Annotated in this window: 22 protein-coding genes; 5 read left to right on the forward strand and 17 right to left on the reverse strand. The window is 39.1% G+C overall.

Annotated elements, in window-relative coordinates; all coding sequences use genetic code 11:
- Positions 1-10: 10 nt before the first annotated feature.
- The 17 genes from QSG86_RS02005 to QSG86_RS02085 all read right to left on the reverse strand — a co-directional run bounded on the left by QSG86_RS02005 (position 11) and on the right by QSG86_RS02085 (position 17,073).
- A complete protein-coding gene (locus tag QSG86_RS02005; protein ID WP_317029977.1) occupies positions 11-385 on the reverse strand; it encodes a ComEA family DNA-binding protein in 375 nt (124 codons plus the stop codon).
- Positions 386-415: 30 nt separating this feature from the next.
- Positions 416-1,180, reverse strand: a complete 765-nt coding sequence (mazG, locus tag QSG86_RS02010) for a nucleoside triphosphate pyrophosphohydrolase (RefSeq protein ID WP_317029978.1) — start codon at positions 1,178-1,180, stop codon at positions 416-418.
- A gap of 96 nt (positions 1,181-1,276) precedes the next feature.
- Positions 1,277-2,686, reverse strand: a complete 1,410-nt coding sequence (gene der / locus QSG86_RS02015; RefSeq protein WP_317029979.1) for a ribosome biogenesis GTPase Der — start codon at positions 2,684-2,686, stop codon at positions 1,277-1,279.
- Between the two features lie 172 nt (positions 2,687-2,858).
- On the reverse strand, positions 2,859-4,007 hold the full coding sequence (bamB, locus tag QSG86_RS02020; RefSeq protein WP_317029980.1) for an outer membrane protein assembly factor BamB: 1,149 nt from the start codon (positions 4,005-4,007) through the stop codon (positions 2,859-2,861).
- Positions 4,004-4,708 (reverse strand): YfgM family protein, encoded by a 705-nt coding sequence (locus QSG86_RS02025; protein ID WP_317029981.1) that lies wholly within the window; start codon positions 4,706-4,708, stop codon positions 4,004-4,006. The genes bamB and QSG86_RS02025 overlap by 4 nt, the downstream gene beginning before the upstream one ends.
- A 30-nt stretch (positions 4,709-4,738) precedes the next feature.
- The gene (hisS, locus tag QSG86_RS02030; protein ID WP_317029982.1) at positions 4,739-6,034 is read right to left on the reverse strand and encodes a histidine--tRNA ligase; all 1,296 of its coding nucleotides are present in this window, start codon (positions 6,032-6,034) and stop codon (positions 4,739-4,741) included.
- On the reverse strand, positions 6,031-7,146 hold the full coding sequence (gene ispG, locus QSG86_RS02035; RefSeq protein WP_317029983.1) for a flavodoxin-dependent (E)-4-hydroxy-3-methylbut-2-enyl-diphosphate synthase: 1,116 nt from the start codon (positions 7,144-7,146) through the stop codon (positions 6,031-6,033). Before ispG ends, hisS begins: the two co-directional genes overlap by 4 nt.
- 24 nt (positions 7,147-7,170) lie before the next feature.
- Complete coding sequence (locus QSG86_RS02040; RefSeq protein WP_317029984.1) at positions 7,171-7,962, reverse strand: helix-turn-helix domain-containing protein; 792 nt, start codon at positions 7,960-7,962, stop codon at positions 7,171-7,173.
- Positions 7,953-8,702, reverse strand: a complete 750-nt coding sequence (gene pilW, locus QSG86_RS02045; protein WP_317029985.1) for a type IV pilus biogenesis/stability protein PilW — start codon at positions 8,700-8,702, stop codon at positions 7,953-7,955. The genes QSG86_RS02040 and pilW overlap by 10 nt, the downstream gene beginning before the upstream one ends.
- A gap of 79 nt (positions 8,703-8,781) precedes the next feature.
- A complete protein-coding gene (gene rlmN / locus QSG86_RS02050; RefSeq protein ID WP_317029986.1) occupies positions 8,782-10,017 on the reverse strand; it encodes a 23S rRNA (adenine(2503)-C(2))-methyltransferase RlmN in 1,236 nt (411 codons plus the stop codon).
- Between the two features lie 122 nt (positions 10,018-10,139).
- Positions 10,140-10,571 (reverse strand): nucleoside-diphosphate kinase, encoded by a 432-nt coding sequence (gene ndk / locus QSG86_RS02055; protein ID WP_317029987.1) that lies wholly within the window; start codon positions 10,569-10,571, stop codon positions 10,140-10,142.
- Between the two features lie 108 nt (positions 10,572-10,679).
- Entirely contained in the window at positions 10,680-10,880 is a 201-nt protein-coding gene (iscX, locus tag QSG86_RS02060; RefSeq protein WP_317029988.1) for a Fe-S cluster assembly protein IscX, read from the reverse strand.
- Between the two features lie 316 nt (positions 10,881-11,196).
- A complete protein-coding gene (locus QSG86_RS02065; RefSeq protein WP_317029989.1) occupies positions 11,197-12,441 on the reverse strand; it encodes a glycosyltransferase in 1,245 nt (414 codons plus the stop codon).
- A gap of 386 nt (positions 12,442-12,827) precedes the next feature.
- Positions 12,828-13,634: an XAC2610-related protein gene (locus QSG86_RS02070; protein WP_317029990.1), complete on the reverse strand. Its 807-nt coding sequence runs from the start codon at positions 13,632-13,634 to the stop codon at positions 12,828-12,830.
- A gap of 98 nt (positions 13,635-13,732) precedes the next feature.
- Positions 13,733-14,749, reverse strand: a complete 1,017-nt coding sequence (gene ilvC / locus QSG86_RS02075; protein ID WP_317029991.1) for a ketol-acid reductoisomerase — start codon at positions 14,747-14,749, stop codon at positions 13,733-13,735.
- A gap of 108 nt (positions 14,750-14,857) precedes the next feature.
- A complete protein-coding gene (ilvN, locus tag QSG86_RS02080) occupies positions 14,858-15,349 on the reverse strand; it encodes an acetolactate synthase small subunit (protein WP_317029992.1) in 492 nt (163 codons plus the stop codon).
- A complete protein-coding gene (locus QSG86_RS02085; RefSeq protein WP_317029993.1) occupies positions 15,346-17,073 on the reverse strand; it encodes an acetolactate synthase 3 large subunit in 1,728 nt (575 codons plus the stop codon). The genes ilvN and QSG86_RS02085 overlap by 4 nt, the downstream gene beginning before the upstream one ends.
- A gap of 954 nt (positions 17,074-18,027) precedes the next feature.
- Between QSG86_RS02085 and leuS the strand changes: the two genes are divergently transcribed.
- From leuS to QSG86_RS02110, 5 genes are all read left to right on the forward strand, one after another.
- Complete coding sequence (gene leuS / locus QSG86_RS02090) at positions 18,028-20,649, forward strand: leucine--tRNA ligase (RefSeq protein ID WP_317029994.1); 2,622 nt, start codon at positions 18,028-18,030, stop codon at positions 20,647-20,649.
- 216 nt (positions 20,650-20,865) lie between these two features.
- Entirely contained in the window at positions 20,866-21,408 is a 543-nt protein-coding gene (lptE, locus tag QSG86_RS02095) for an LPS assembly lipoprotein LptE (protein WP_317029995.1), read from the forward strand.
- Between the two features lie 18 nt (positions 21,409-21,426).
- Positions 21,427-22,413, forward strand: coding sequence for a DNA polymerase III subunit delta (gene holA, locus QSG86_RS02100; protein ID WP_317029996.1), 987 nt, complete (start codon positions 21,427-21,429; stop codon positions 22,411-22,413).
- A gap of 122 nt (positions 22,414-22,535) precedes the next feature.
- Positions 22,536-23,870, forward strand: coding sequence for an efflux RND transporter periplasmic adaptor subunit (locus QSG86_RS02105; protein WP_317029997.1), 1,335 nt, complete (start codon positions 22,536-22,538; stop codon positions 23,868-23,870).
- Between the two features lie 2 nt (positions 23,871-23,872).
- Positions 23,873-25,852: a MacB family efflux pump subunit gene (locus tag QSG86_RS02110; protein WP_317029998.1), complete on the forward strand. Its 1,980-nt coding sequence runs from the start codon at positions 23,873-23,875 to the stop codon at positions 25,850-25,852.

The following is a 25,852-nucleotide window of genomic DNA, read 5'->3' on the forward strand; positions in this document are numbered from 1 at the left end:
TTTAGCCTGATTATAAGGCCAATTTTGCTTTATTCTTTTCAAATAGTCCGGCTCCTATTCCTTTTACTTGTTGAATTTCCTCAATTGATTTAAATTTTCCATTCTTATTTCGATAATCGATAATCGCTTGTGCTTTTTTAGCACCAATACCCGAAAGCTGTTGTAGTTGTTCAGCGGATGCCGAATTTAATTGAATTTTATGTATAAATACAGGGTTATTTTTTGGTGATGCTGATGCTTTAATGGTGCTGGATTTCTGTGCTAACTGTTCATCTTTATGCTGTTGTTTCATTTTCCAAGCTAAATATTGCTGTTCATAACTGTCTGCATAAAGATGACCAAAACTACCAAGACCAATCAGCCAAAGTATGATCTTAAGTTGCATTTTTATAATTTTTATCCTTTAGGTTTTTGTTTATTTTTGTAAAAAAAGTTTTGCCTGCTCCCACAATAGATCCATTTCAACTAAAGACATCTGCTCAATGTCTTTATGCTGCAATAATGCCTGTTGCTCGATATAAGCAAAACGAGATCTAAACTTATCAATCGTGCCTAGTAATGCGATCTCACTAGAGAGATTAAGTTTACGTCCAACATTAATCAATGAAAATAAGCAATCTCCTAATTCAGCCTGTATTTCATCTGTTTGTTGAGTTTGAATTGCCGCTTTTAACTCAGCAAATTCCTCTTCAACCTTAGCCAAAGCACACTGTAAATCGGTAAAATCAAAACCCACATTGGCTGCTTTTTTCTGTAGATCATGGGCTTGTTGTATCGCTGGACCATGTTTAACCTCATCCAAGCGTGATGGCAATTGTGCTTTTTTCTCTTGTGCTTTAATACTTTGCCATAATGCTGTCACTTGTGCAGTCGATAGCTGCTGATGCTGCTGTGGATTAAAAACATGTGGATGGCGACGAATTAATTTTGCGATCAAGGTATTTACAACATCTTGGAAATCAAATGCATCCTGTTCTTGATACATTTGAGACTGGAATACCACTTGTAAGAGTAAATCACCCAATTCTTCTTTGATTTGCGCTATATCACCAGAGCGTACTGCAGCCTCTACCTCATAAGCTTCTTCAATTGCATAGGGTGTTAAAGTTTGTGGTGTCTGTGCCTGATCCCAAGGACATTGCTGACGAAGCTGTTGCATAATCTGTAAAAGCTGTTGCATCGATATTTTCCACAATTGTTACTAAGACTACCGCCATTATGACATGATAAAAAAAGCCCAAAGTTAACTTTGGGCTTAAACTGAGCATGACAATGTTTAACGTTTAAACTTTTTCTCAGCTTTCTTAAATTTCTGTACATAACGACGACGACGTGCCGCAGTACGTTCATCTACTTGAGACTTACGTCCTTCAAATGGGTTCTCTGAGGTTTTAAACTCAATTTTCACTGGTGTTCCTTCCAGTTTATAAACTTTACGAAACACATTTTCTAAATAGCGGCGATAATCTGCAGGGGTTTTATCTACTTTATTACCATGGATCACAATCGTAGGTGGATTTTGTCCACCAATATGTGCATAACGCATTTTAATCCGACGTCCTTGTACCATCGGTGGCTGATGTGCTTCTGTTGCATCTTGTAAAATTTGCGTAATTTTTGCAGGTGAAACTTTTAAATGCGATGAATCATACGCACGGTGAATTGAAGGATATAACTCACCCACACCCGTACCATGAAGTGCAGAAATTAAATGAATTTTTGCCCATGGAATAAAGTCAAAGCGACGCTCTACATCAAGTTTACATTGTTTACGATCATATTCAGACATATTGTCCCATTTATTGATCGCAATCACCATGGCACGTCCAGCTTCTAAAGCGTAGCCAATTAAATGTAAATCTTGTTCAACAATACCTTCTCGGGCATCAACGACCACCACCACGACATGCGCATCTTTCATCGCCTGTAAAGTTTTAACAATCGAAAATTTTTCGATCATTTCATCCACTTTACCTTTACGACGCACACCTGCAGTGTCAATTAAAGTATATTTACGTCCATCTCGTTCAAATGGAATATACACTGAATCACGTGTAGTTCCCGGTTGGTCAAAGGCAACAACGCGTTCTTCACCCAATAAACGGTTAACCAAAGTGGATTTACCCACGTTGGGGCGACCGATAATCGCTAAACGTAAACCGGTATCTTTATCATGCTCATCTGGATTTTCATCTTCAGGAACATCAGCGAGCACATCTTCCAACATTTGTTGCACGCCGCGACCATGACTGGCTGCAACTTGTAATGGCTCACCCATTCCCAGTTTATAAAATTCAACCAGAGCGGCCTCAGCATGAACACCGTCCACCTTATTGGCAACTAAAAATACTTTTTTGCCTAAGGTACGTAACTCACGTGCAATCTGTTCATCTGATGCCAATAAACCGGCACGTGCATCAACCACGAAAATAATAATATCTGCTTCATGAATTGCTGTTTTTGACTGTTCAGCCATATATGAATCAATACCATTTTCACTTTCACCAATACCCCCAGTATCGACGACAATGAATGATTTATTTTGATACGTTGCGTCGCCATACTTACGATCACGAGTAAGGCCAGCAAAGTCTGCTACAAGCGCATCACGACTTTTAGTAATTTGGTTAAACATCGTCGATTTTCCGACGTTCGGACGACCAATGAGCGCAATTACGGGTTTCATAGATTAACCTTTATTCAAGATCAGCCAGTTGGTCTGGTCTGAACATCAGAAACAAATGGAAGAAATAGGGTTGGTCAAAGACTTAAATAAAAACACGGGGTATCGAATTTTCAATCTCCCCGTGTTTAAAAAATACCAATATGGTGCTAGTTTAGCATAAGGCTCAGTAAAATTAACGCTTTTGCCAAATACTCACTGCACCCTTTTGTGTATCGACATAAAGTTGCTGATCAATAACGCGTAACGAACGTACTGCACCACTGGTTTTAGCACGTCCAATCAACTGACCAGTACTTGGATTAATCAGGTGTAAATAACCATCCAGATCACCAACAATTAGATCATCACCGAGCATTACTGGATTACTTAATTGACGATGAAGCAAGTCATTATTTTCCCATAGCTTGCGCCCAGAATTAATTTCATACGCCACCACTTGACCATCAGCAGCCGCAACAAATACACCATTACCAACCACTTCAGGGCGTTTGGTACTGCTGAGTTTTTCACTCCAGATTATTTTCTGTGAGTTGAGATCTAATGCGGTCACTTGGCCTTGATAACTGGTAGTAATTAAAAGATTAGCTACAGCAACAGGATCACCATTAATATCATTTAGACGTTGAATATCCGAACGTCCTTCACTAATCGCCACACGACGTTGCATTAACGGCGTACCTGTTAAGGAATCTAGGATATAAATATAGGCATTGGCATAAGCAATCGCGACTGCACGTTCATCCACTGCAACAGGCGATGCTGTACCACGCAAACTCAACGGAACATTCGGTAAGTTATAGCTCCAGATTTGCTTGCCATCGCTGACATTATTGGCAAACACAGTACCATCATTACTCAAGGTGATGACACGATTTGCCATCACTAAAGAAGGCGCTAAAATGGCACCAGAAAGCTGAGCAACCCACTTTTCTTCACCAGTAGCTTGATCTAAAGCAAACAGTTGACCTTTTTTATTGCCAACAATCACTATACCGTCAGCTGCTTTAACACCAGAACTTAAACCTAATTTAGATACTTGTTTTTCCCAAAGTTTTTGCTTACCTTGATAGGCAATCACCTTACCTTTAGGATCGGCAATAAAAATGATGCCATTTACTGCATCTGCTTGTAAACGTAAAGGATCTTTTTCAGATGTTGCCGAAACACTTTGACTAAATATAGGTGACAATGTGACAGATTGTTCAAGTTTTGGCAGTGGATTAGGTTTGACTTCCTCAACTTTAATTTTATTACTCGAACAACCCACCAAAGCTAAAGTTAAAACAGTGAGTGCAAAAGGTATTCTAAATTTTCTATTCATTCATTCTCATCCATTTGAGTTTCTAATATCGGACGCTCGACTTTAGGATCATCAACCAACACGCCAACACTTTGCAGTTTAATCTGTAAAATTTGACGATCTTGTTGCTGCTCAACCAAATCATTCCAAGCACTCAAATAGGCTTTTTTAGCATTTGGAATATCATTTTTTGCAAAGTAAACATCACCACGCGCTTCTTCAACCATCGCTTTATATGCGGGTAAAGTCACTGCTGATAATGACTGTAATGCATCATTATATTTTTTCTGTGCCAATTGAGCATAACCCAATCGTAATTTCACCAGTCCAACCAGACCTTCATCATCAACTTTTGAATTCTCAACGCGCTTCAGGGCTTTCTCTGCAGCAGCATAATCTGCTTTATCAAATGCAATTTTTGCCATTACCAATTGAGTTTGTATTGCCTGTGCTGAATCTGGTGCCTCTTTGACAATTTTATCTGCTGTTGCCACCAATTGCTGATAAATATTTGGATTTGTTTCAGCCGTAGTGGCTTCATCCATCAATTGTTGTACTCGCGCAGTATTGGTTTGACTTTCTGCCAAATTTTTCTTTTGCCACCACTGCCAACCGAAAAAGGCAATCAACGCAATTAGAATCCCACTCACGATGGCTGAGCCATACTTTTTGGCAAAAGACTTTAAATGATCAAGTTGACTTTCTTCACCTAATGCGTTCATTTGATTACCCTTTCCCCGATATACTAATGCTTATTTTGACCCAAGTTTATCAATAATAAAAGAGACGACATCAGATAAAGCCACTGTACTTTGCTCTGCTGTTGCCAACGCTTTAACTGAAAACTCACCTGCTTCTACTTCTCGCTCGCCCATAATTAAAGCAAAAATTGCACCTGATTGATCGGCCTTTTTCATTTGGCTTTTCATCGATCCCTGCGAACCCACTTTAAGACGAATAGTGCTATTGGCCTGTTCAAGTTGATCTCGAATTTGTTCAGCCAAAACCAATGCCTTACCTTGTGACACAGGATCTGCCACCAGAAAAACTTCACAATCACGTACAGGTGTCTGTACTTCAACTTGCTCTAATAACAGCAACAAACGTTCCATGCCCATGGCAAAACCAACGGCAGGAACCGATTGATCGGCTTTACCTTTTAGCTGCCCCACCAAACCATCATAACGTCCACCAGCACATACTGTACCTTGTGAACCCAAATGCGTTGTCGTCCATTCAAATACCGTTTTATTATAATAATCTAAGCCACGTACCAACTTTTGATTAATCACAAATGGAATACCTGCATCTGTCAAATACTGCTGTAACTGAGCAAAGTGATCCATTGTTGGTTGTTGCATAAAATCATGCAGCTTCGGTGCATGTTGCAAAATTTTCTGGGTCTGTTCATCTTTAGAGTCCAGAATACGCAGTGGATTGGTCACTAAACGACGTTGTGAGTCTTCATCCAGTTGGGCCTGGTGTTCAGTTAAAAATTCGACCAAAGCTGCACGATAAGCTGCACGCTCATCAGACTCACCCAGTGTATTTAATTCAAGTTGTACTTTATCGGCAACACCCATGCGTTTCCACAAACGTGCAGTCATTAAAATCAACTCAGCATCTTGATCTGGCGTAGCGACACCAAAGGTTTCGACACCAAATTGATGAAACTGGCGATAACGACCCTTTTGTGGTTTTTCATAGCGAAACATTGGTCCAACATACCAAACCTTAGGTGTTGCACCGCGTAACAGATTATGCTCCAGCATGGCACGTACGCAGCCTGCTGTCCCTTCAGGACGTAATGTTAAAGATTCAGGTGGATTACCTTTATCTAAAAACGTATACATTTCCTTTTCAACAATATCGGTCGCATCACCAATGGATCGTTTGAACAAATGTGTCTGTTCAACGATTGGAAGACGAATCTGTTGATAGCCATAAGCGTCCATCAAAGAAGATAGATGCTGTTCGAGGCGTCTCCACGCTGGTGTTTGCGTTGGAAGAATATCGTTAAAACCTTTAATTGCAACAATTGAACTCATGATGAACTACGAATGATCTCTTTAGATTTAGCTTCTTCAAGCTCTTTAACACGTTGACGAACCATAGTTTCGATTTCATCAACCAACTGATTAGTATCAATTAAATGGCTTTTTTCACCATTACGATACACAAGTGAACGTGGACTTGCACCCACAATACCAATATCTGCCTCTTTGGCTTCACCCGGTCCATTCACTTTACAACCAATAACAGAAACATCCATTGGGGTACGGATATCTTCCAAACGTTCTTCTAGTGATTGCATCACTTTAATGACGTTAAATTCTTGTCGTGAACAACTTGGGCAAGCAATAAAATTAATACCATTCGAACGAAGCCCTAATGATTTTAAAATATCAAAGCCAATTTTAACTTCTTCTTCCGGTTCAGCAGCTAAGGAAATACGCATAGTATCGCCAATCCCTTCCATCAGCAAACCACCTAAAGCAATTGCCGACTTGACTGAACCAGTACGATATATACCTGCTTCTGTGACCCCTAAATGCAATGGATTATCAATCTGAGCAGATAATAACCGATAAGCATCCAAGGTCAAAAATACATTTGATGCCTTCACTGATATTTTAAATTCTTGGAAATCTAAACGATCTAAAATATCAATATGACGCATTGCAGATTCAAGCAGTGCTTGACCTGTTGGTTCGCCATATTTTTTTTGAATATCTTTTTCCAATGAGCCAGCATTGACACCAATACGCATCGAAATATCATTATGTTTTGCGGCTGCAACAACTTCACGAATTTTAGCTTCTGAGCCAATATTACCTGGATTAATTCGTAAACAATCTGCACCTAAATCAGCAACACGCAAGGCAATTTTATAATCAAAATGAATGTCTGCAACTAAAGGGACATGCACGTGCTTACGAATCTCACCAAAAGCTTCCGCAGCCTCCATGGTCGGTACAGATACACGCATAATATCTGCACCCACATCGACACAACGCTGAATTTGAGCAATCGTCGCTGCAACATCACATGTCTCAGTATTGGTCATACTTTGAATACTAATCGGTGCATCGCCACCCACATACACAGAACCAACACGAATTTTCCGTGTTGGGCGACGCTTAATTGGATTTTCAATCATTATTTCGCTCTTTTGACAAAACAATTAACGAGATAAGCGGAATTCAGCTTTACCATTAACTGTATATGGCGTTAATGAAATATTTTCATTATTTAAACTTAAAGTCACAGCAGTAGCATCATCTAAACGAATTTGAAATGGTGTTTCGCCATGTAAGGTAATCGGTGATGCTTGACGACCTGTTGCCAACACTTTACCTGTGGCATCCACAATATATACCGAAGTTGGGTGACTAAATTCAAGCTGTAATTGATCACCCGAAGCAGTATTTTCTGAGTCTGATGAAATAACCTGAATATTATTGTGTTGATCTTGTCCAACAACCGTCGAATCACTTGACTTCATCCATCCTTGAATCGCGGTTACCAGCCCCACCAGAATCAAGATCACTACAATGGTCACGCTGATACGTTTTAACCACTTACGATTACGTTCACTATTGGACCCTGATAGTTTTCCCATAATTTTAATCGGTGAATTATTCAGTGCATGATCCGGTAACAATCCAGTATCTTTTTCGTAAATTTCATCAAAGCGTTGAATAATTAAGCTGGCATCAACATCTAAGAATTTAGCATAAGCACGATAATATCCTTTAATAAAGGTGACTTCTGGTAAAGACGTATATTCATCTTGCTCTAGAGCTGTTAAGGTTTTCGTTGGAATTTTTAGCTCACTTGCAATCTGTTCAAGTTCGAGCTGTTTATTCAGCCTAATATGACGTAAGTACTCACCTGGACGTTGAATATTTCCTAATACGTCTGGTCCGGTGTTAGTTACACCTGTTGATTGCTGTGGATTAGGATTTACTTCCATACGACCTCAGTACTGTACTGTAATTGCAAATAACGTTGATATTCTAGACTAGAAGGGTACAAAGCTCGCAACTGATTTACAAGCACTTGTCTTTCTAATGAATTGCCATTGGCACGTGCAATACGGATACCAATCCATAATGCATGTGAATCTAAATTCTTTTCACCAATCAGTGTTACCGCTTGGTGATATAATTGGGTTGCAGCAGGAATAGAGTTGCCTAAATATTTAATTTCTGCGAGCTCAATCATTGCGATGTATGAAGCTGGATTTACATTAAGCGCCTGTTGAAATGCCGATTCAGCATGTGTTAAGTCGCCTAGTTTCATGTAAGTTCTGCCTTTACTTTCAAGTGCAGTATAACGCTGATCATAGCCTAATGTTGAACCTGCGATTTCCAATTGTGCCAATGCTTCATTATAACGGCCTGTTTGATATAAATACGTACCATAGTTGTTACGGATTTGCGCATTTTTTGGCTCAACAGCAATCGCCATTTTAAAATATCGCTCAGCTTTGGCAATATTAGCAGGACTCCCCTCGTTCTGCAGTAATACTCCCATCATCATATTGGCATAGGCATCACGTGCATTTAGCCCTAATGCAGTATCCAATTCTCTTGATGCGGCATCATAGTCGGCGGATTTGATATATTCTGCTGCCAATTGAGTATGTGCTTGTAGCGATTTTGCTGGATCTGCTTTTAAGGCATTATTTGGTATATTTTGACATCCAAGCATGAAGCTTGTCACCATAGCTGTTGAACACAACCCTATAGATGTCCATCGATACTTTTGCAATGCCTTTCCCCCTTTCTCATTATCCCCGTGAACGTATAATCTCACCTTGTGCCGCAATTTTCTTTTTCCACTGTTCTGCACGACGTGTACGATCTGCCACTTGCCCTACCAATTGGCCACATGCCGCGTCAATGTCATCACCACGCGTCTGACGAATCGTACACACAAATCCAGCATCCGACAAAGTTTTTTGAAAAGAAATAATCCGATTGCGACTCGAGCGTCCGTATGGTGCATGAGGAAATGGATTAAATGGAATTAAATTAATTTTACTCGGTAAATTTTTTAACAATCTAATCATTTGTTGTGCATGTTCAGGTTGATCATTCACCCCATCCAGCATCACATATTCAATCGTAACATGTTTGCGTGAGCTTTCATTGCCATCTTTAGCAATATAACGCTGACAAGCTGCAATCAATTGAGCTAATGGATATTTTTTGTTAATTGGTACCAATTCATTACGTAACTCATCATTGGTTGCATGTAATGAAATCGCCAATGCAACATCAATATCTTGCGCTAACTGATCGATTTTTGGCACCACACCTGATGTTGACAATGTGACTCGTCGCTTTGACATGCCATAAGCAAAATCATCCAGCATAATCTGCATCGCACTTAACACGGCATCATAATTCAATAATGGTTCACCCATCCCCATCATGACGACATTGGTAACAGAACGCTCACGCTCTGCAATTGCCACATCTTCCATATAGGAATAGTTTGCCATCCATAACTGTCCAATAATTTCTGCAGGTGTTAAATCACGCTGAAAGCCTTGTTTGCCTGTCGAACAGAATGAGCAGTCAAGTGCACAGCCCACTTGAGATGAAATACATAAAGTTTTACGTGATCCGGTTTTATCTTCAGCAGGAATCAATACGGTTTCAACCAGTGATCCCTCACCATCTCCTACACGAAAAACCCATTTACGCGTACCATCTTTAGAATAATTTTTATGTACCACTTCTGGTGCTTTAATTTCAGCAACCTGTTGTAATTTTTCCCGAAGTTTCCCTGAGATATTGGTCATTTGAGCAAAATCTGTAACAAAAAACTGATGAATCCATTTCATCACTTGTCCTGCACGGAACTTTTTTTCACCCATTTGTTCAAAAAACTGTTCCAACTGCGAACGTGACATACCAAGTAAATTCACTTTTGCCACAGCATGATCTGATGTGGGAGTGGATGGAGATTGTGGCTGTTCAACCGAACGTGCAGAAACAGCAACTACTTCAGTACTCATGTGTATTACCTAAACCATGTCTATAAATGAAAGGAGCTGTTCAATAATCAATCACAGCTTTATGCAAGAAATAAAAAAACCAGACAAGTATAATAACACTTATCTGGTTTGAATACTTCGAATTAACGAGTGCGTGGTGCAATCTCTGTTTGAGCGAAGAAGTAGTTGATTTCACGATCAGCAGATGCAACTGAGTCTGAACCGTGTGCAGCATTTTCATCAATGCTTTCAGCGAAGTCTGCACGAATTGTACCAGGAGCTGCTTCTTTAGGATTTGTTGCACCTAAAATTTCACGGTGTGCAAGTACAGCATTTTCACCTTCAAGTACTGAAACAACTACTGGACCAGAAGTCATGAATGCAACAAGATCAGCAAAGAAACCACGTTCTTTATGCTCAGCGTAAAAGCCTTCTGCTTCTGCTTGAGTTAAGTGTTTCATTTTAGTTGCAACAATTTGTAAACCAGCATTTTCAAAACGTGCGAAAATATCACCAATATGATTTTTAGCAACAGCATCAGGTTTTACGATAGATAATGTACGTTCAATAGCCATGAGAGGCTCCTTAAGTCAAAGTAGACAGGAAAATTTGGCGCATTATACCGAATAATGCGCCAATTTCTGCCTATCGTCAGTAAAAAAATTACTTTTTTTAATTTCAAATTAGCTTGCTTCGTCAATCCAAGCCATTTGAATCGCCTCTAATAAACCTTCCGTTGACTTGGTTGGGTCATCATTAAAATCAGGCAAAGCACAGATCCACGCATGTAAATCGGTGAAACGAACCCATTGTGGGTCCACATCCGGATGTGCGTCATAAAGCTCAATGGCGATATCCATTGTATCGGTCCAACGTAAACCCATGAATGTTCCTTAACATCGATAAAATAATTTTTATTTTAACAAAATTTTATCAAATTGCAGATCAAAACTATTTAGATTGGAAGTCGCTGGTGGTTTCTCTGTTTGACTCTGCTGTAATACTTCACCGAGTTGTTTTAATTACACAGGTGTGATCGTGACATTCTGCTTTTGATTGTCATCCTGCATTTCCTGTTGCCGTGAGAAAAGATAGGGAACAATGCAAACTTTGAATATCTAAACACGATAGATAATATAACAATAAACCATTGATTATTTTAAAATAAAACATCAATCCAAACATAGTATGACTTAAAGCTTAATTTTTTTGATGTGCTATTAGTTGATAAAAAATCCGCTCAAACTGTTGAATTGAATAAAGCCAACCACATTGTTCAATATTTTGTCGTGCATACTCTCCCATATGTCTTAATCTTGTATAAACAGGTAATTGATACACCAATTCATCTAGGGACAGTAACCATTGTTGCTGTGGTGATAAATTTTCAACTTGATGGTATGCAATTGCTAAGCCACTGGCCATGGCTTGAGCAAGCCGATGATTTAATTCTGTCATTGGCTTTAAGTAAAGCAATATATCCGCACTCGCATATACCTGTGCCAATGAGGCTGTCGTCTTTAATTGACCCGTAAAAAAAATATGCATTTGCTGCTCAAGATAGCTTAAGAAGGGGAAATTTACCCGTTCACCAATTACCACCAATTTTACTGATTGACCTTGCTGAAGCATCTTTTGATAAAGCGCTATAAGTATGGTATGCGATGGTGACAAATCTTCTTCATAGAGCAATACGATATCATCTGGCTTAACACTCCATTGTTTGCGTAATGCTGTAGAACGCGATTGTCGATGAAATAATGTTAAATCTACACCCGGATCCACAACCTGTAGCGGACAAGTGACACCAAATTTCTTTAATGCTTGCTCTATTTCAAGACTCGGTACACAAGTGAGTTGAGTACTGTTATAAAACCACTGTAAATAACGCTGTATTGGTTTTATCAAAAACGCTAAATCAAAAAAACGGCTGAATGTACTGAAAGGTGAATGAAAGCCACTCGAAATCGGAATATGCATGACTTTTGCTATCTGTAAAGCAGCCAGTCCCAAAGGACCTTCTGTTGCAATATAGATCATATGGGGTAGAAAGTCTGCTAAGGCTGTGCTCATTTTTAAATGTTGTGATCCATCCAATTTCAGTCGACGTGATTGAGAACAACCCTCTAACTTAACCAAACACTCTTTGTAAGCGTTAAAGTGACCATGATCTTGCTTTTGTTGAGGTTTAATGAGTAAAACTTTATGTCCAAGATATTGCAAACCTCGACATAATTGCAATAAAGAACAAGAGTTTGCTGCTAACTCTAAAGGCCAGCTTTCAGTAACAATCGCAATTTTTAATCGAGGACGAACAAGATCATGTAATAATTGATCGCGTTTTAACATGGGCTGAGCTTTGTATTCAGCTTGCTTGAAATAAAACTTAAACCGCTCTTGAAATTCTTGTTGCGGAAAAAAGTTTGTTGCATATGACTGTGTCATAGCTCACCTATTATTTAGCTATTTTTATCCGTAGCTTAGGTGTTAGATATGACTATTTAATGACTTCATTTGATGATCTAATGATTAAATAACAGCATTACTTATTGATAGATCGCATATTAATGTATTGTTTTTAAATAACAATACAAAATAAGATCTCAACACACTGAAGCTGATCAAATATTAAAATTTATAAATAACACAATTTTTCAACAATTATTTACATCATAGAATCTATTGTACAATCAATAAAAAGCACAGCTCAATTCATAGACGAAGATTTTTCTTCATCACTTTGCTTCATCATTTTTATTATTTCAATTTCAAATCTGGCATGATGAAGCATTGATCAATATCAGCTCAATATTTTCAACTCAAGTCATACGCTATTTAATGGGATAAAACTGACCATCTTTTACCTGATATAGCCGATCTGCAAAACGAATCTGTTGTGTTGCAATATCAATAGAAGGTGACCCACCTAAACGTTCTAACTGCGGTGATCGTTGAAATTGTTTAGTTTTTGGATTATATAGCCAATAAATTGAAGAGAGCGCTGCATTCTTTTGTTGAGATGATGCTGTTAAAACCAGATCAAAATAACCATCAAAATTTAAATCAACATATTGTACAGCCGTTGCTAACGCAGAAAAACCACCGAGCTGTTGATAAATCTTTTTGCTCTTCCGATCAATAACTTCAATTTTTTCAATATTTTGTTCTGCAGTTACATTGTTTTCACGGCCATAAAATTTAAATAAAAACGTAGGACGCTGTGCCACAGTAACCAAGGGCGAAAATACAAGTGGCTGCTGAAAACCATCGAGTTGATTGGTTAATGTTGCACGATAAATTCCTGTTTCAACATTTAAATCACCACTTAATTGTATTGCCTGCTGGACTAAGCCTGATTGAGGATCAGCCCATAAGCGTATCGAATGTCCTTTTTGTTGCCCAGTCAAAGGGATCATTTGGTTTTGTGCTTGATCGTATAAAATTGCTTTAGGGTTCCAATAACCAGAGCCTAACTGCAATAAATAGGCGCCACTCGGTGACTTTAAAGCGCGTTGTACTTGAACTTCGACCGTACTGATTGGTATCAATGCTGGTGTAGGATTGACATCATTTGACTCTGCATAAGCCAGACTAACAGCACAATAACAGCTACATACTGCCACGATTTTTCGATACATCAACTGAATCATCTTTATACTATAACCAATCTACAGTCTACAGTTTCTCCAATAAAAAACCCACGCCAAAGCGTGGGTTTTTTGATGAAAACAAAAACTTAGTTTTTATCTTTATCAACAATTTTGTTTGCTTGAATCCAAGGCATCATGGCACGTAATTTAGCACCAGTCACTTCAATACCATGTGCTGCATTTTGACGACGACGAGCAGTCATTGAAGGATAGTTTAACGCACCCTCTTGAATAAACATCTTCGCATATTCACCTGATTGGATACGTTTTAATGCATTACGCATTGCTTCACGTGATTGTTCATTAATTACTTCAACACCAGTCACGTATTCGCCATATTCAGCATTATTGGATACTGAATAGTTCATATCTGCGATACCACCTTCGAACATTAAGTCAACGATCAATTTAAGTTCGTGTAAACATTCGAAATATGCCATTTCTGGTGCATAACCTGCTTCAACCAAAGTTTCGAAGCCCATTTTCACCAATTCAACCGCACCACCACAAAGAACAGCTTGCTCACCAAAAAGGTCTGTTTCTGTTTCTTCACGGAAAGATGTTTCGATAATACCAGTACGACCACCACCTACACCAGAAGCATAAGAAAGCGCAACGTTACGTGCATTACCTGATGCATCTTGATGAATTGCAATTAAATCAGGTACACCAGAACCACGCTGGTATTCAGAACGAACTGTATGACCAGGTGCTTTTGGTGCAATCATGATTACGTCTAAATCTTTACGTGGTACAACTTGGTTATAAAGTACAGAGAAACCATGAGCAAATGCTAAAGTTGCGCCTTCTTTAATGTTTGGTTCAATTACATCACGATAAAGTTGTGCTTGAAATTCATCTGGTGTCAAAATCATCACAACATCAGCTTGAGCAACAGCAGCAGGCACTTCTGATACTTTTAGACCAGCATTTTCGGCTTTTTTCCAAGAAGTAGAACCAGCACGTAAACCTACAGTTACATCTACACCTGAATCTTTAAGGTTTAATGCATGTGCATGACCTTGTGATCCATAACCAATGATTGCTACTTTTTTACCTTGGATGATCGATAAATCACAGTCTTTATCATAAAAAATTTGCATTGCTGTCTCCACTAAAATGCGATGTTTCTTGCTTAGTCCGATGAGTGTTATTGATATTCACTTGACTAAGTTTTCTCTACACTAAGAGAAAATAAAATTATTAAAAAATTAAACTGTTAAAACTTTTTCACCACGGGCAATACCCGATACACCCGAACGTACAACTTCAAGAATTGTATTTTCAGCCAATGCATCAATAAATGCATCCAGTTTTTCAGTGGTACCTGCCAGTTGAATAGTATACGTGGTTGGCGTTACATCCACCACTTGACCACGGAAAATATCAGAGGTACGTTTAATTTCATCACGTGCAGAACCAAGCGCTTTGACCTTAATCAGCATCAATTCACGCTCAATATGAGCACCTTCTGATAAATCAACAACTTTAACGACTTCTACCAGTTTATTCAGTTGTTTAGTGATTTGCTCAATTTTGTGCTCATCACCATACGTTGTTAATGTTAAACGTGATAGAGTGGAATCTTCAGTTGGCGCAACATTTAAACTCTCAATGTTATAGCCACGTTGAGAGAATAATCCTACCAATCGTGACAATGCACCCGCCTCATTTTCTACGAGAACAGAGATAATATGTCTCATGAAGTGCGCTCCCCTTTTGCCAACCACATGTCTTGCATTGACTGACCAGCAATTTGCATTGGATATACATGCTCAGAGCGATCAACCATCACGTTAATAAATACACATTTATCATTTATTGCCATCGCTTCAGCCAATTTAGACTCTAGCTCATCGGCATGATCAATTTGAATACCGACATGACCATAAGCTTCCATTAACTTGGCAAAATCTGGCAATGATTCAACATAAGAACTCGAGTGGCGGCCTTCATAATTCATATCTTGCCATTGTTTAACCATGCCTAAAGCACGATTATTCAAGCAAAGAATTTTGACATTCAAACCATATTGTTTACAGGTGGAAAGTTCCTGAATACACATCTGAATAGATGCTTCACCCGTAATACAAACCACTTGCTGGTCAGGAAATGCCAGTTTAGCTGCCATTGCATAAGGCAAACCAACACCCATGGTTCCTAAGCCGCCTGAGTTAATCCATTGACGTGGTCGTTTATAGGTATAGTACAACGCACCAAACATTTGATGTTGACCAACATCTGAAGTAATAATGGCTTCACTATTGGTGATTTTGTCTAATGCCTCAACCACTTGCTGTGGTTTCATACCACCATCAAGTGCTGGCTGATATCTTAGACCATGAACTTTACGCCATTCATTGATTTGATCCCACCATGCAGCAATTGCATCAGGATTTGGTTTTGAAGCATTCATTTGCTTCAGTTGTACCAGCATTTCAGTTAAAACAGGTTCTACAGCACCAACAATTGGAATATGTGCCATGATTGTTTTTGAAATCGTTGCCGGATCAATATCAATATGAATCACTTTGGCATTTGGACAAAATTTTGCCGGATTATTGGTTACACGGTCATCAAAACGTGCACCCACACATAAAATCACATCTGCATTATGCATGGTCATATTGGCTTCATAAGTGCCATGCATACCCAACATACCAATGAATTGTGGATCATCACCAGCGAATGCGCCCAGTCCCATCAAGGTACTGGTAACAGGAAAACCTAAAATATGGGCTAATTCTGTAAGTTGTGGTGCGGCATTACCTTGAACAACACCACCACCTGAATAAATAACAGGACGTTTGGCATGTAAGAGTTCATCAATTGCTTTACGAATTTGACCTGAGTGACCACGATGCGGTGGCTGATAAGAACGCATCTTCACTTTTTCTGGATATTCGTAAGCAAATTTTTCTGCTGGATTGGTTGCATCTTTTGGAATATCAATAACTACTGGACCAGGACGACCTGAAGATGCGATATAAAATGCTTTTTTAATAATAGACGGAATTTCACTTGCATGACGCACTTGGAAACTATGCTTAACGATCGGACGAGAAATACCCACCATATCTGTTTCTTGGAATGCATCTTCACCAATCAAATGCGAAGCAACCTGACCAGACAAAATCACCATTGGGATTGAGTCCATATAAGCAGTTGCAATTGGTGTGACTGTATTTGTTGCGCCTGGGCCTGATGTGACCAGCACAACACCCGTTTTACCTGTTACGCGTGAATAAGCATCTGCCATATGTCCTGCAGCTTGCTCATGACGTACCAGATAATGATTGATTTTATCTTGTTTAAAGAACGCATCGTAAATATGTAATACTGCGCCGCCTGGATATCCAAAAACATGTTCAACGCCTTCGTCCGCCAATGCGCGAACAAGCATTTCACCACCAGATAAAAGTTCCAACGTGATTCACCCTAGTCTTTTTCACTGCAAAATAGGAGGATTTATGCAGCTTTTAATTAATTCATTGTATGCACTGTTATAGCACACATATTTCATAGTTTTCATTGCAATAGGAAAAATTTATGATCTGACTGCGATTTAAGCAACAGATGACCACAAGCATATTGGGATAAATATGCTAATAAGCTTTGTGCAACTTCTCGGCTAGAGATATTGCCCATTACATGAAATGACACTTTATCGAAGGGTGATCGAGTAAAGGCATCTAAAACTAAAGATTGCATTTTTGTTGTTTAAACCCAGCTTGTCAAGTTTTAAACTTGGCTTTTTTTTGATTATTTAAAATACTTCCTTATTTTTATCCTAATTTCATGCTTTAAAATGCGTAGTCAAGTTTTAAAAAAATTATGAGTTATTGATTTAATTTAATTTTATAAAAATAAATCATAATTTTTTCATATCTAAATGATAAGAAAAAGGAATGTATTATTTCATCATTGCATAAAGTTTTTTATGCAAAATCATTTTTATATCGTGGTTAACATGAGGAGGGATACAAAAAAAGTACCTTAAATCGTCGATTGTTAGCTCGGATCATAGCCAAATATAAATCAATCCAAAATCATCATTTAAGCTCATTTTTTTAATGATTACGGTGATAAAAAAATAAAGCAGATGATTAAAGAACGGATGGTTAAAGCATAATTTTTAATATGTTCAAACCATATTAACCATCAATCACAACGATGCTAAAACAATCAACACAGCGTCTTAAGATCATATCACTGACCTCATCGCCAAAACCTCTTTAAAATAAGCTAATGCTACTCTCGCAATTCAACATGAAAAATAGTTGCATTTTTCCAATATAAAGCTTATTGCAAAATTCACTTTTAGGTCTATTTTGCGCTATGCTGTAGCATAAATTTTTAACCGTTATTCCAATTTACCTTTATGACTACTCACATTGCCCCTGAATATCAAGCCAGTGCGATTGAACCTACAGTCCAACAGGACTGGGAAACACGCAAAGCCTTTAAAGTTGCCGATACCGTAGAAGGTCCTCGTCGTTATATCCTTTCGATGTTTCCATATCCAAGTGGCAAACTGCATATGGGACATGTGCGTAACTATACCATTGGTGATGTTATTAGCCGCTTCCACCGCTTAAAAGGTGAAACTGTTTTACAACCCATGGGGTGGGATGCCTTTGGCTTACCTGCAGAAAATGCTGCGATTGCACATCAAGTTGCACCAGCAAAATGGACCTTTGAAAATATTGCTTACATGCGTGACCAATTAAAAAAATTAGGTTTATCGATTGATTGGGATCGTGAATTCGCGACCTGTACCCCTGAATATTATCACTGGGAACAATGGTTATTTGTTCAGTTGTATAAAAAAGGCTTAATTTATCGCAAACTATCTACAGTAAACTGGGATCCTGTAGATCAAACCGTTTTAGCCAATGAACAGGTTGAAAATGGTCGTGGTTGGCGTTCGGGTGCATTGGTCGAAAAACGTGATATTCCGATGTACTATTTCCGCATTACCGATTATGCACAAGAATTATTAGATGATTTAGATACATTAAAAGCAGGTTGGCCACAACAGGTCCTCACCATGCAGCGCAACTGGATTGGGCGTTCTCAAGGTATGGAAATCACCTTTCCTGCAGCTCATCCCGATATTTATGCCGATGGATTAACTGTTTTTACCACACGTGCGGATACCCTGATGGGCGTGACCTATGTCGCGATTGCTGCCGAACATCCAATGGCACTTAAAGCTGCTGAAAACAATCCAGAACTCGCAAACTTTATCGAAGAATGCCGTATGGGATCTGTTGCTGAAGCCGATCTTGCTACTGCTGAAAAGAAAGGCATGGCTACTGGATTATTTGTCAAGCATCCAATCAGTGGTGAAGCCGTTCCAGTCTGGATCGCAAATTATGTTTTAATGTCATATGGTTCAGGTGCAGTGATGGCTGTACCTGCACATGATGAACGTGATTTTGAGTTTGCCAATAAATATCAACTGAATATCAAACAAGTCATTGATGCCAAAGCCGAAGATGATGCTGATTTTAATGATACAACTTGGCAGGATTGGTATGGCTCTAAGGAAGGTCATTTAATCAATTCTGGCGTATTGGATGGTTTAGATTGCCAAGCTGCCTTTGATGCGATCTTGGCACAACTTGAGCCACAACAATTGGCCAATGTGAAAATTCAGTTCCGTTTACGTGATTGGGGTGTATCACGCCAACGCTATTGGGGTTGCCCAATTCCAATGATTAACTGTGATACTTGTGGTCAAGTACCTGTTCCTGAAGAACAATTACCCGTTGTATTACCAACAGACGTTGTCCCAGATGGTTCAGGTAATCCATTAAACAAAATGCCAGAATTCTATCAAACAACATGTCCATGCTGTGGTGCTGCTGCACGTCGTGAAACCGACACCTTGGATACATTTGTAGAGTCATCTTGGTACTATGCACGTTATGCTTCTCCTGACTTTACATCAGGAATGGTCAATCCAGATGCGGCACAGACATGGCTGCCTGTGAATCAGTATATTGGCGGCGTTGAACATGCAATCTTGCATTTATTATACGCTCGCTTTTTCCATAAGCTGATGCGTGACGAAGGTGTTGTTCAAGGAAATGAACCTTTTAGCCATTTATTAACACAAGGTATGGTATTGGCAGATACTTACTATCGTGAATCTGAGTCTGGTAAAAAAACATGGTTTAACCCTGCTGACATCGACCTTGAGCGTGATGAAAAAGGTCGTATTATTTCTGCAAAATACCGAGAGGATGGCCAAGAAGTCATCGTTGGTGGGCAAGAAAAAATGTCAAAGTCAAAAAACAACGGCATTGATCCACAAGCAATTATTGATCAATATGGTGCGGATACTGCACGTGTCTTTATGATGTTTGCAGCACCACCAGATCAATCTTTAGAGTGGTCAGATGCTGGTGTAGAAGGATCGAATCGTTTCTTAAAACGTGTATGGCGTTTGGCTTCCAGCTTCCTTGAACACGCGTATCCAGTGACTGCAATTGACACAGCAACACTGTCTAAAGATGCACAAGATCTGCGTCGTAAGACCCATGAAACGATCCAAAAAGTTGGTGATGATATCGAACGTCGTCATGCATTTAATACCGCGATTGCAGCCATGATGGAATTATTAAATGCCAACAACAAATTTGAGTTAAAAAATGATCATGATGCAGCTGTTATGCGTGAATCAATCATTAGCTTACTGATTTTATTATCACCATTTGCACCACATCTTAGCCAAACCTTATTAGCACAGTTTGACCTTGATTTAACTCAAGTGAAGTTCCCGACAGTCGATGAGTCTGCTTTAACACGCAATACGCAAACGATTGTGGTACAGGTCAATGGTAAGCTGCGTGGTAAATTAGAAGTCGCTATAGATGCATCTAAAGAGGATATTCTTGCTCAAGCGAAAGCTTTAGCAGAAGTACAACCTTTCTTAACGGGTCCAACCAAGAAAGAAATTGTGGTACCGAATAAACTAGTAAATTTAGTGGTGTAAACAAAACATACTTGATTGCTATGCTGCTAGCACCATGTTCAAACCAAGTCATCCTCAGCAAATTTCAATACTGTCGATGATCTACGCCAGATCATGCAAGCAACAGCATGCAATTCAACCCAGCCCGTTGCCAGCCAACGGGCTTTGACTTTACAATGATGGTAGTATTGCAAAATACACCTATCACTTTTGCGACGTTAATTTTGAGGACACCACATGCATTTCGTTCAACGTGTTGCAGCAGTTGTATTAACCTTAGGACTAGGTGCCAGCTTAGTCGGTTGTGGTTTTCATTTAAAAGGGAAAAACCCAAATGCAATTCCAGTTGAATATTCGAGAATGTATATTACAACACCAACGAATGCAGAGAATTTAGAAGAAAAATTAGCCCTATACTTGGGTTCAGCAGGCGTACAATTAACAGATAATAAAAATGCATATAACCTGCATATTCTTGAATATACACCTCATTTATACCAATTATCAGGTAAATTACGTCAGAATATTTTACGCGTAACCGTTACCTTTAGAATTGAAAATGCTGAAGGTAAGGCATTAACTGAAAACCGTACCATTACAGCAACCCGTAATTATCAATATAATGCAGAAACGGTAAACACCGATAATCTGGAAGAAAAACATTTAAGATCTATGCTGATTGATGATGTAGCACAGCAAATATCACGACAAATTTCATCCAATCGTTTACAAAAGATTGTCAATAGCAACACGATACCCGTCGCGAATCATACACCATAAATTTGATAGGCAACCTGCATGAAACTTGACTATTTACAAGCACTCAAACGTGTTGATGAAGCTCGAGGTGCTTGGGTTTTACATGGTCAAGAACCTTTATTGGAACAAAATTTACTGGATGCGTTTCGTGCCAGTTGGTTACAGCAGGATATAGAACGGCAACGTTATGAAATCAGTAGCGTTGCTGACTGGAAAAATGTATTTAATGCATTAAATAGCTTATCTCTTTTTTCTAATCAGCTGGCAATTGAAGCACATGGTAATATCAAACCTGATGCCAATGCATTAAAAGAACTAAAACACTACCTACAACATAATGAATCTAACTTGTTGTTAATCATTCTACCTAAGCAAGATAGCAACAGTTTAAAATCACAGTTTTTCCAAACGATAGATGCCAATGGTGTCAATGTTGCATTGACCGCCAACTATGCAAAAGATCGTCAACATATTTTAGCAACTGAAGCACAAAAATTAGGATTGCAATTAGATCCAGACGCGTGGCAATGGCTTGAACAACATCATGAGCATAATCTACTGGCCGCAAAAAATAGCCTTGTACGCGTGAGTGATACCTTCCCTGATCTCAATCATATTCAAATTGAGCACCTTTATTCGTGTCTACAAGACCAGTCCAGATATACAACCTATGATTTAAGTGATGCTTTATTACAAGGTGATTTAGTACAATCAATTAAAATTTATCAATATTTAGTTACATCAGGTGAGGCACTTTCCTTACTGCTCTGGAGTATTAGCAAAGAAATGCGTTTGATTATGCAGCTCTTTGAACAACCACAAAATGCTTTACAAATGGGTATCTGGAAAACAAAAATTGGCTTATATCAAAAAGCATTAAGACGCTTAAATCCCCAAGATTTTCTGAGTTGGCCGCATTTATTATTGCGGATTGATGCTGCAATTAAAGGACTAGGTGACGAAAATCCAGAAGATTTAATTCAGCAAGCGATTGCTTGTTTTTGCGGCAAAACACTTTTTTTGTGATAAAGCGATATTTTTCACTTATGAAAATGCCAATCATTCTTATTTAATTAAAATATTCACATTTTATCCGTAATTCACTTTTATAATCAAACACAATTTCTGCTAGCCATTTTGACTGAACCATGCCAAAAATAAAATCGTCCAAAACCATAATTGCTGTTATAGCCCTCTGCGCTATCATCATTGCCGCATGGTATTTTTTTAAACCGAAAGAAGAGCAAACACAATATATTACTACCGATGTGACATATGGTGATATTGAAAACTCTGTTCTTGCTACAGGCATTTTACAAGCCACTAAAATGGTCAGTGTCGGTGCTCAAGTGTCAGGACAAGTCAAAAAAATGTATGTCCAACTGGGTGATCAAGTCAAAGCTGGTCAATTAATTGCACAAATTGACTCCGTACGCCAAGAAAATGATTTAAAAACTGCTGAAGCGAGTATTAAAAACCAGCAAGCTCAACTGGCAGTTAAACAAGCCACACTGGCGAAAGTGGCAGCAGAATATAACCGTCAACAAGCAATGTTTGCCCAAGACGCAACCTCTCGTACTGATTTAGAATCAGCTTTGGCCAGTTATAAAACAGCGATAGCTGATATTGCTGCGATCAATGCACAAATTGAACAATCTCGCTTAACACTTTCTACAGCAAGAGAGAATCTGGGCTATACACGTATTATTGCACCGATGGATGGTACAGTCGTCGCAATTGTGACTGAAGAAGGCCAAACGGTAAATGCCAATCAAAGTGCACCGACGATTGTTAAATTAGCAAAACTCAATACCATGACAGTTAAAGCTGAAATTTCTGAGGCGGATGTCATGAAGGTTGAAAAAGGACAAACCGTTTATTTTACAACACTGGGTAATAGTGAGAAAAAACACTACGCTAAATTACGTCAGATTGAACCTGCACCCGACTCTATTAATACTGAAACCACCAATACATCATCATCATCAAGTTCAGCTGTCTACTATAATGCGCTCTTTGATATTCCAAATGAAGATGGCAAATTACGTATTGATATGACCGCACAGGTGTATATTATTCTAGATGAAGTCAAACATGCTTTAATCATTCCAGCTTCAGCTGTTCAAGCTTCAAATCGTCCACAACGTCAACGTACAAACACTGCCAATACTAATCAAACCTCAACGTCTGAAGCCAAAACAAGCGATGAGCGTCGCTCAGGTCGTCCACAACGTTTAGTTCTCTCTGATGCAGAACAAGCACTGATTGATCAAGGTAAAGCATCAAGAGGAATGGTTCGTATTCTACAAGACGATGGCAGTATTCAATTGCAACCGGTCCTTCTCGGCCTAAATAACCGTGTCAACGTACAAGTATTACGTGGTCTAAAAGCAGGAGAGAAAGTGGTGATTGCCGATGGTTCTGATTCAAGCAATGATTCAGCAAAACGTAGTAATAACCGTGGTCCTGGCATGAGAATGTAATCATGAGTGAAAATCAACAACCACTCTTAGTGGTCAAACAGCTCACACGAGAGTTTCCTGCTGGTGAAGATACTGTTCAGATCCTAAAAGGTATTGATCTCGAAATCTATGCGGGTGAATTGGTTGCAATTGTTGGACAATCTGGTTCTGGTAAATCTACATTAATGAATATCTTAGGCTGTTTAGATCAGCCGACAGAGGGTAGTTATACTGTTAATGGCCGAGAAACTCGTCAACTTGAAGCAGATGAATTAGCACAATTACGCCGTGAATATTTTGGTTTTATCTTTCAGCGCTATCATTTATTGGGTGATTTAAGCGCCGCTGGAAATGTTGAAGTACCCGCCATTTATGCTGGTGAAGATGTTGCTGCACGACATGCTCGGGCTATTGAGCTTTTGGGTGACTTGGGTCTAAGTGATAAAATCAACAATAGACCAAGCCAATTGTCTGGTGGTCAGCAACAACGGGTATCTATTGCACGTGCGTTAATAAATGGTGGAGATGTGATTCTGGCTGATGAACCAACAGGTGCATTAGACAAAAATAGTGGTATTGAAGTCATGCGTATTTTACGTGAACTCAATGCTAAGGGTCATACCATTATTTTAGTCACCCATGATCATAATGTGGCCAAAAACGCAACCCGAATTATTGAAATTAGTGATGGTCATATTATTTCTGATCAACCTAATACGCCTGAAATAGACCATGAAATACTGGAAAAACATCCCTTAGTTCGCAATCAAAAGAAAAAAATCTCTGCATGGCGCTCGACATTGGATCGTTTAGGTGAAGCCTTTCGTATGGCCTTACTGGCGATGAATGCACATCGTATGCGTACCTTTTTAACCATGTTAGGTATTATTATTGGGATTGCCTCGGTGGTTTCAGTGGTTGCTTTAGGCAATGGTTCACAAAAACAAATTCTGGAAAATATTAGCAGTCTAGGAACCAATACTATTACGGTGTATCAGGGCCGAGGATTTGGTGATAACTCGCGTGCATCTCAAGTTAAAACCTTAATTCCTGCCGATGCTGAAGCGCTAGCAGAACAACCTTATGTGGATGGCGTTTCCCCAGCGGTCAATACCAGTCTGACCATCCGTTATAAAGATACAGAAGCATCTGCCTCAATTAATGGTGTCAGCGCAGACTTTTTCTATGTAAAAGGCCTCAATTTTAATGCGGGTCAACCTTTTGATCGAAAAAGTGTGACTGAGCAAACTCAGGATGTGGTCATTGATAACAATACCAAAAAAACTTTTTTTGCTGATGGTACAGATCCCGTTGGTCAAGTCATTCTGTTAGGCAGTGTACCTTCACGTATTATTGGTGTACTCGAACCTGAAAAAGGGATGATGGCGAATTCTGATAGCTTAAATGTCTATTTACCTTATTCTACAGTTATGAGCCGAATGTTAGGACAAGCCAATGTCCGTAGCATTATTGTTAGAATCAAAGATGTTTACTCCAGTCAAGCTGCTGAAAATGCCATTTTAAATTTGCTTGAGCAGCGTCACAATGCACAAGACGTCTTTACCCAAAATGCCGATAGTATTCGTGAAACCATTCAACAAACGACAGCAACAATGACCTTGCTGATTTCTGCGATCGCCGTGATTTCACTCGTGGTGGGCGGAATTGGTGTCATGAATATTATGCTGGTTTCAGTTACAGAACGAACGCAAGAAATCGGGGTCCGAATGGCAGTAGGCGCACGGCAAAGTGATATCCTACAACAATTTTTGATTGAAGCTGTTTTGGTCTGTATTCTCGGTGGTATTTTAGGTGTTTTACTGTCCTTAGGAATTGGACAAATTATTGATCACTTCGCCAAAGGTCTATTTCAAATGGCCTATTCTACGACCTCAATTGTTGCTGCTTTTGTCTGTTCAAGTTTAATTGGGATTGTATTTGGTTTTATTCCAGCACGTAATGCAGCACGTCTTAACCCTGTCGATGCCCTGTCTCGAGAATAA

This window comes from Acinetobacter sp. SAAs474, assembly GCF_032823475.1.
GTDB lineage: Bacteria > Pseudomonadota > Gammaproteobacteria > Pseudomonadales > Moraxellaceae > Acinetobacter.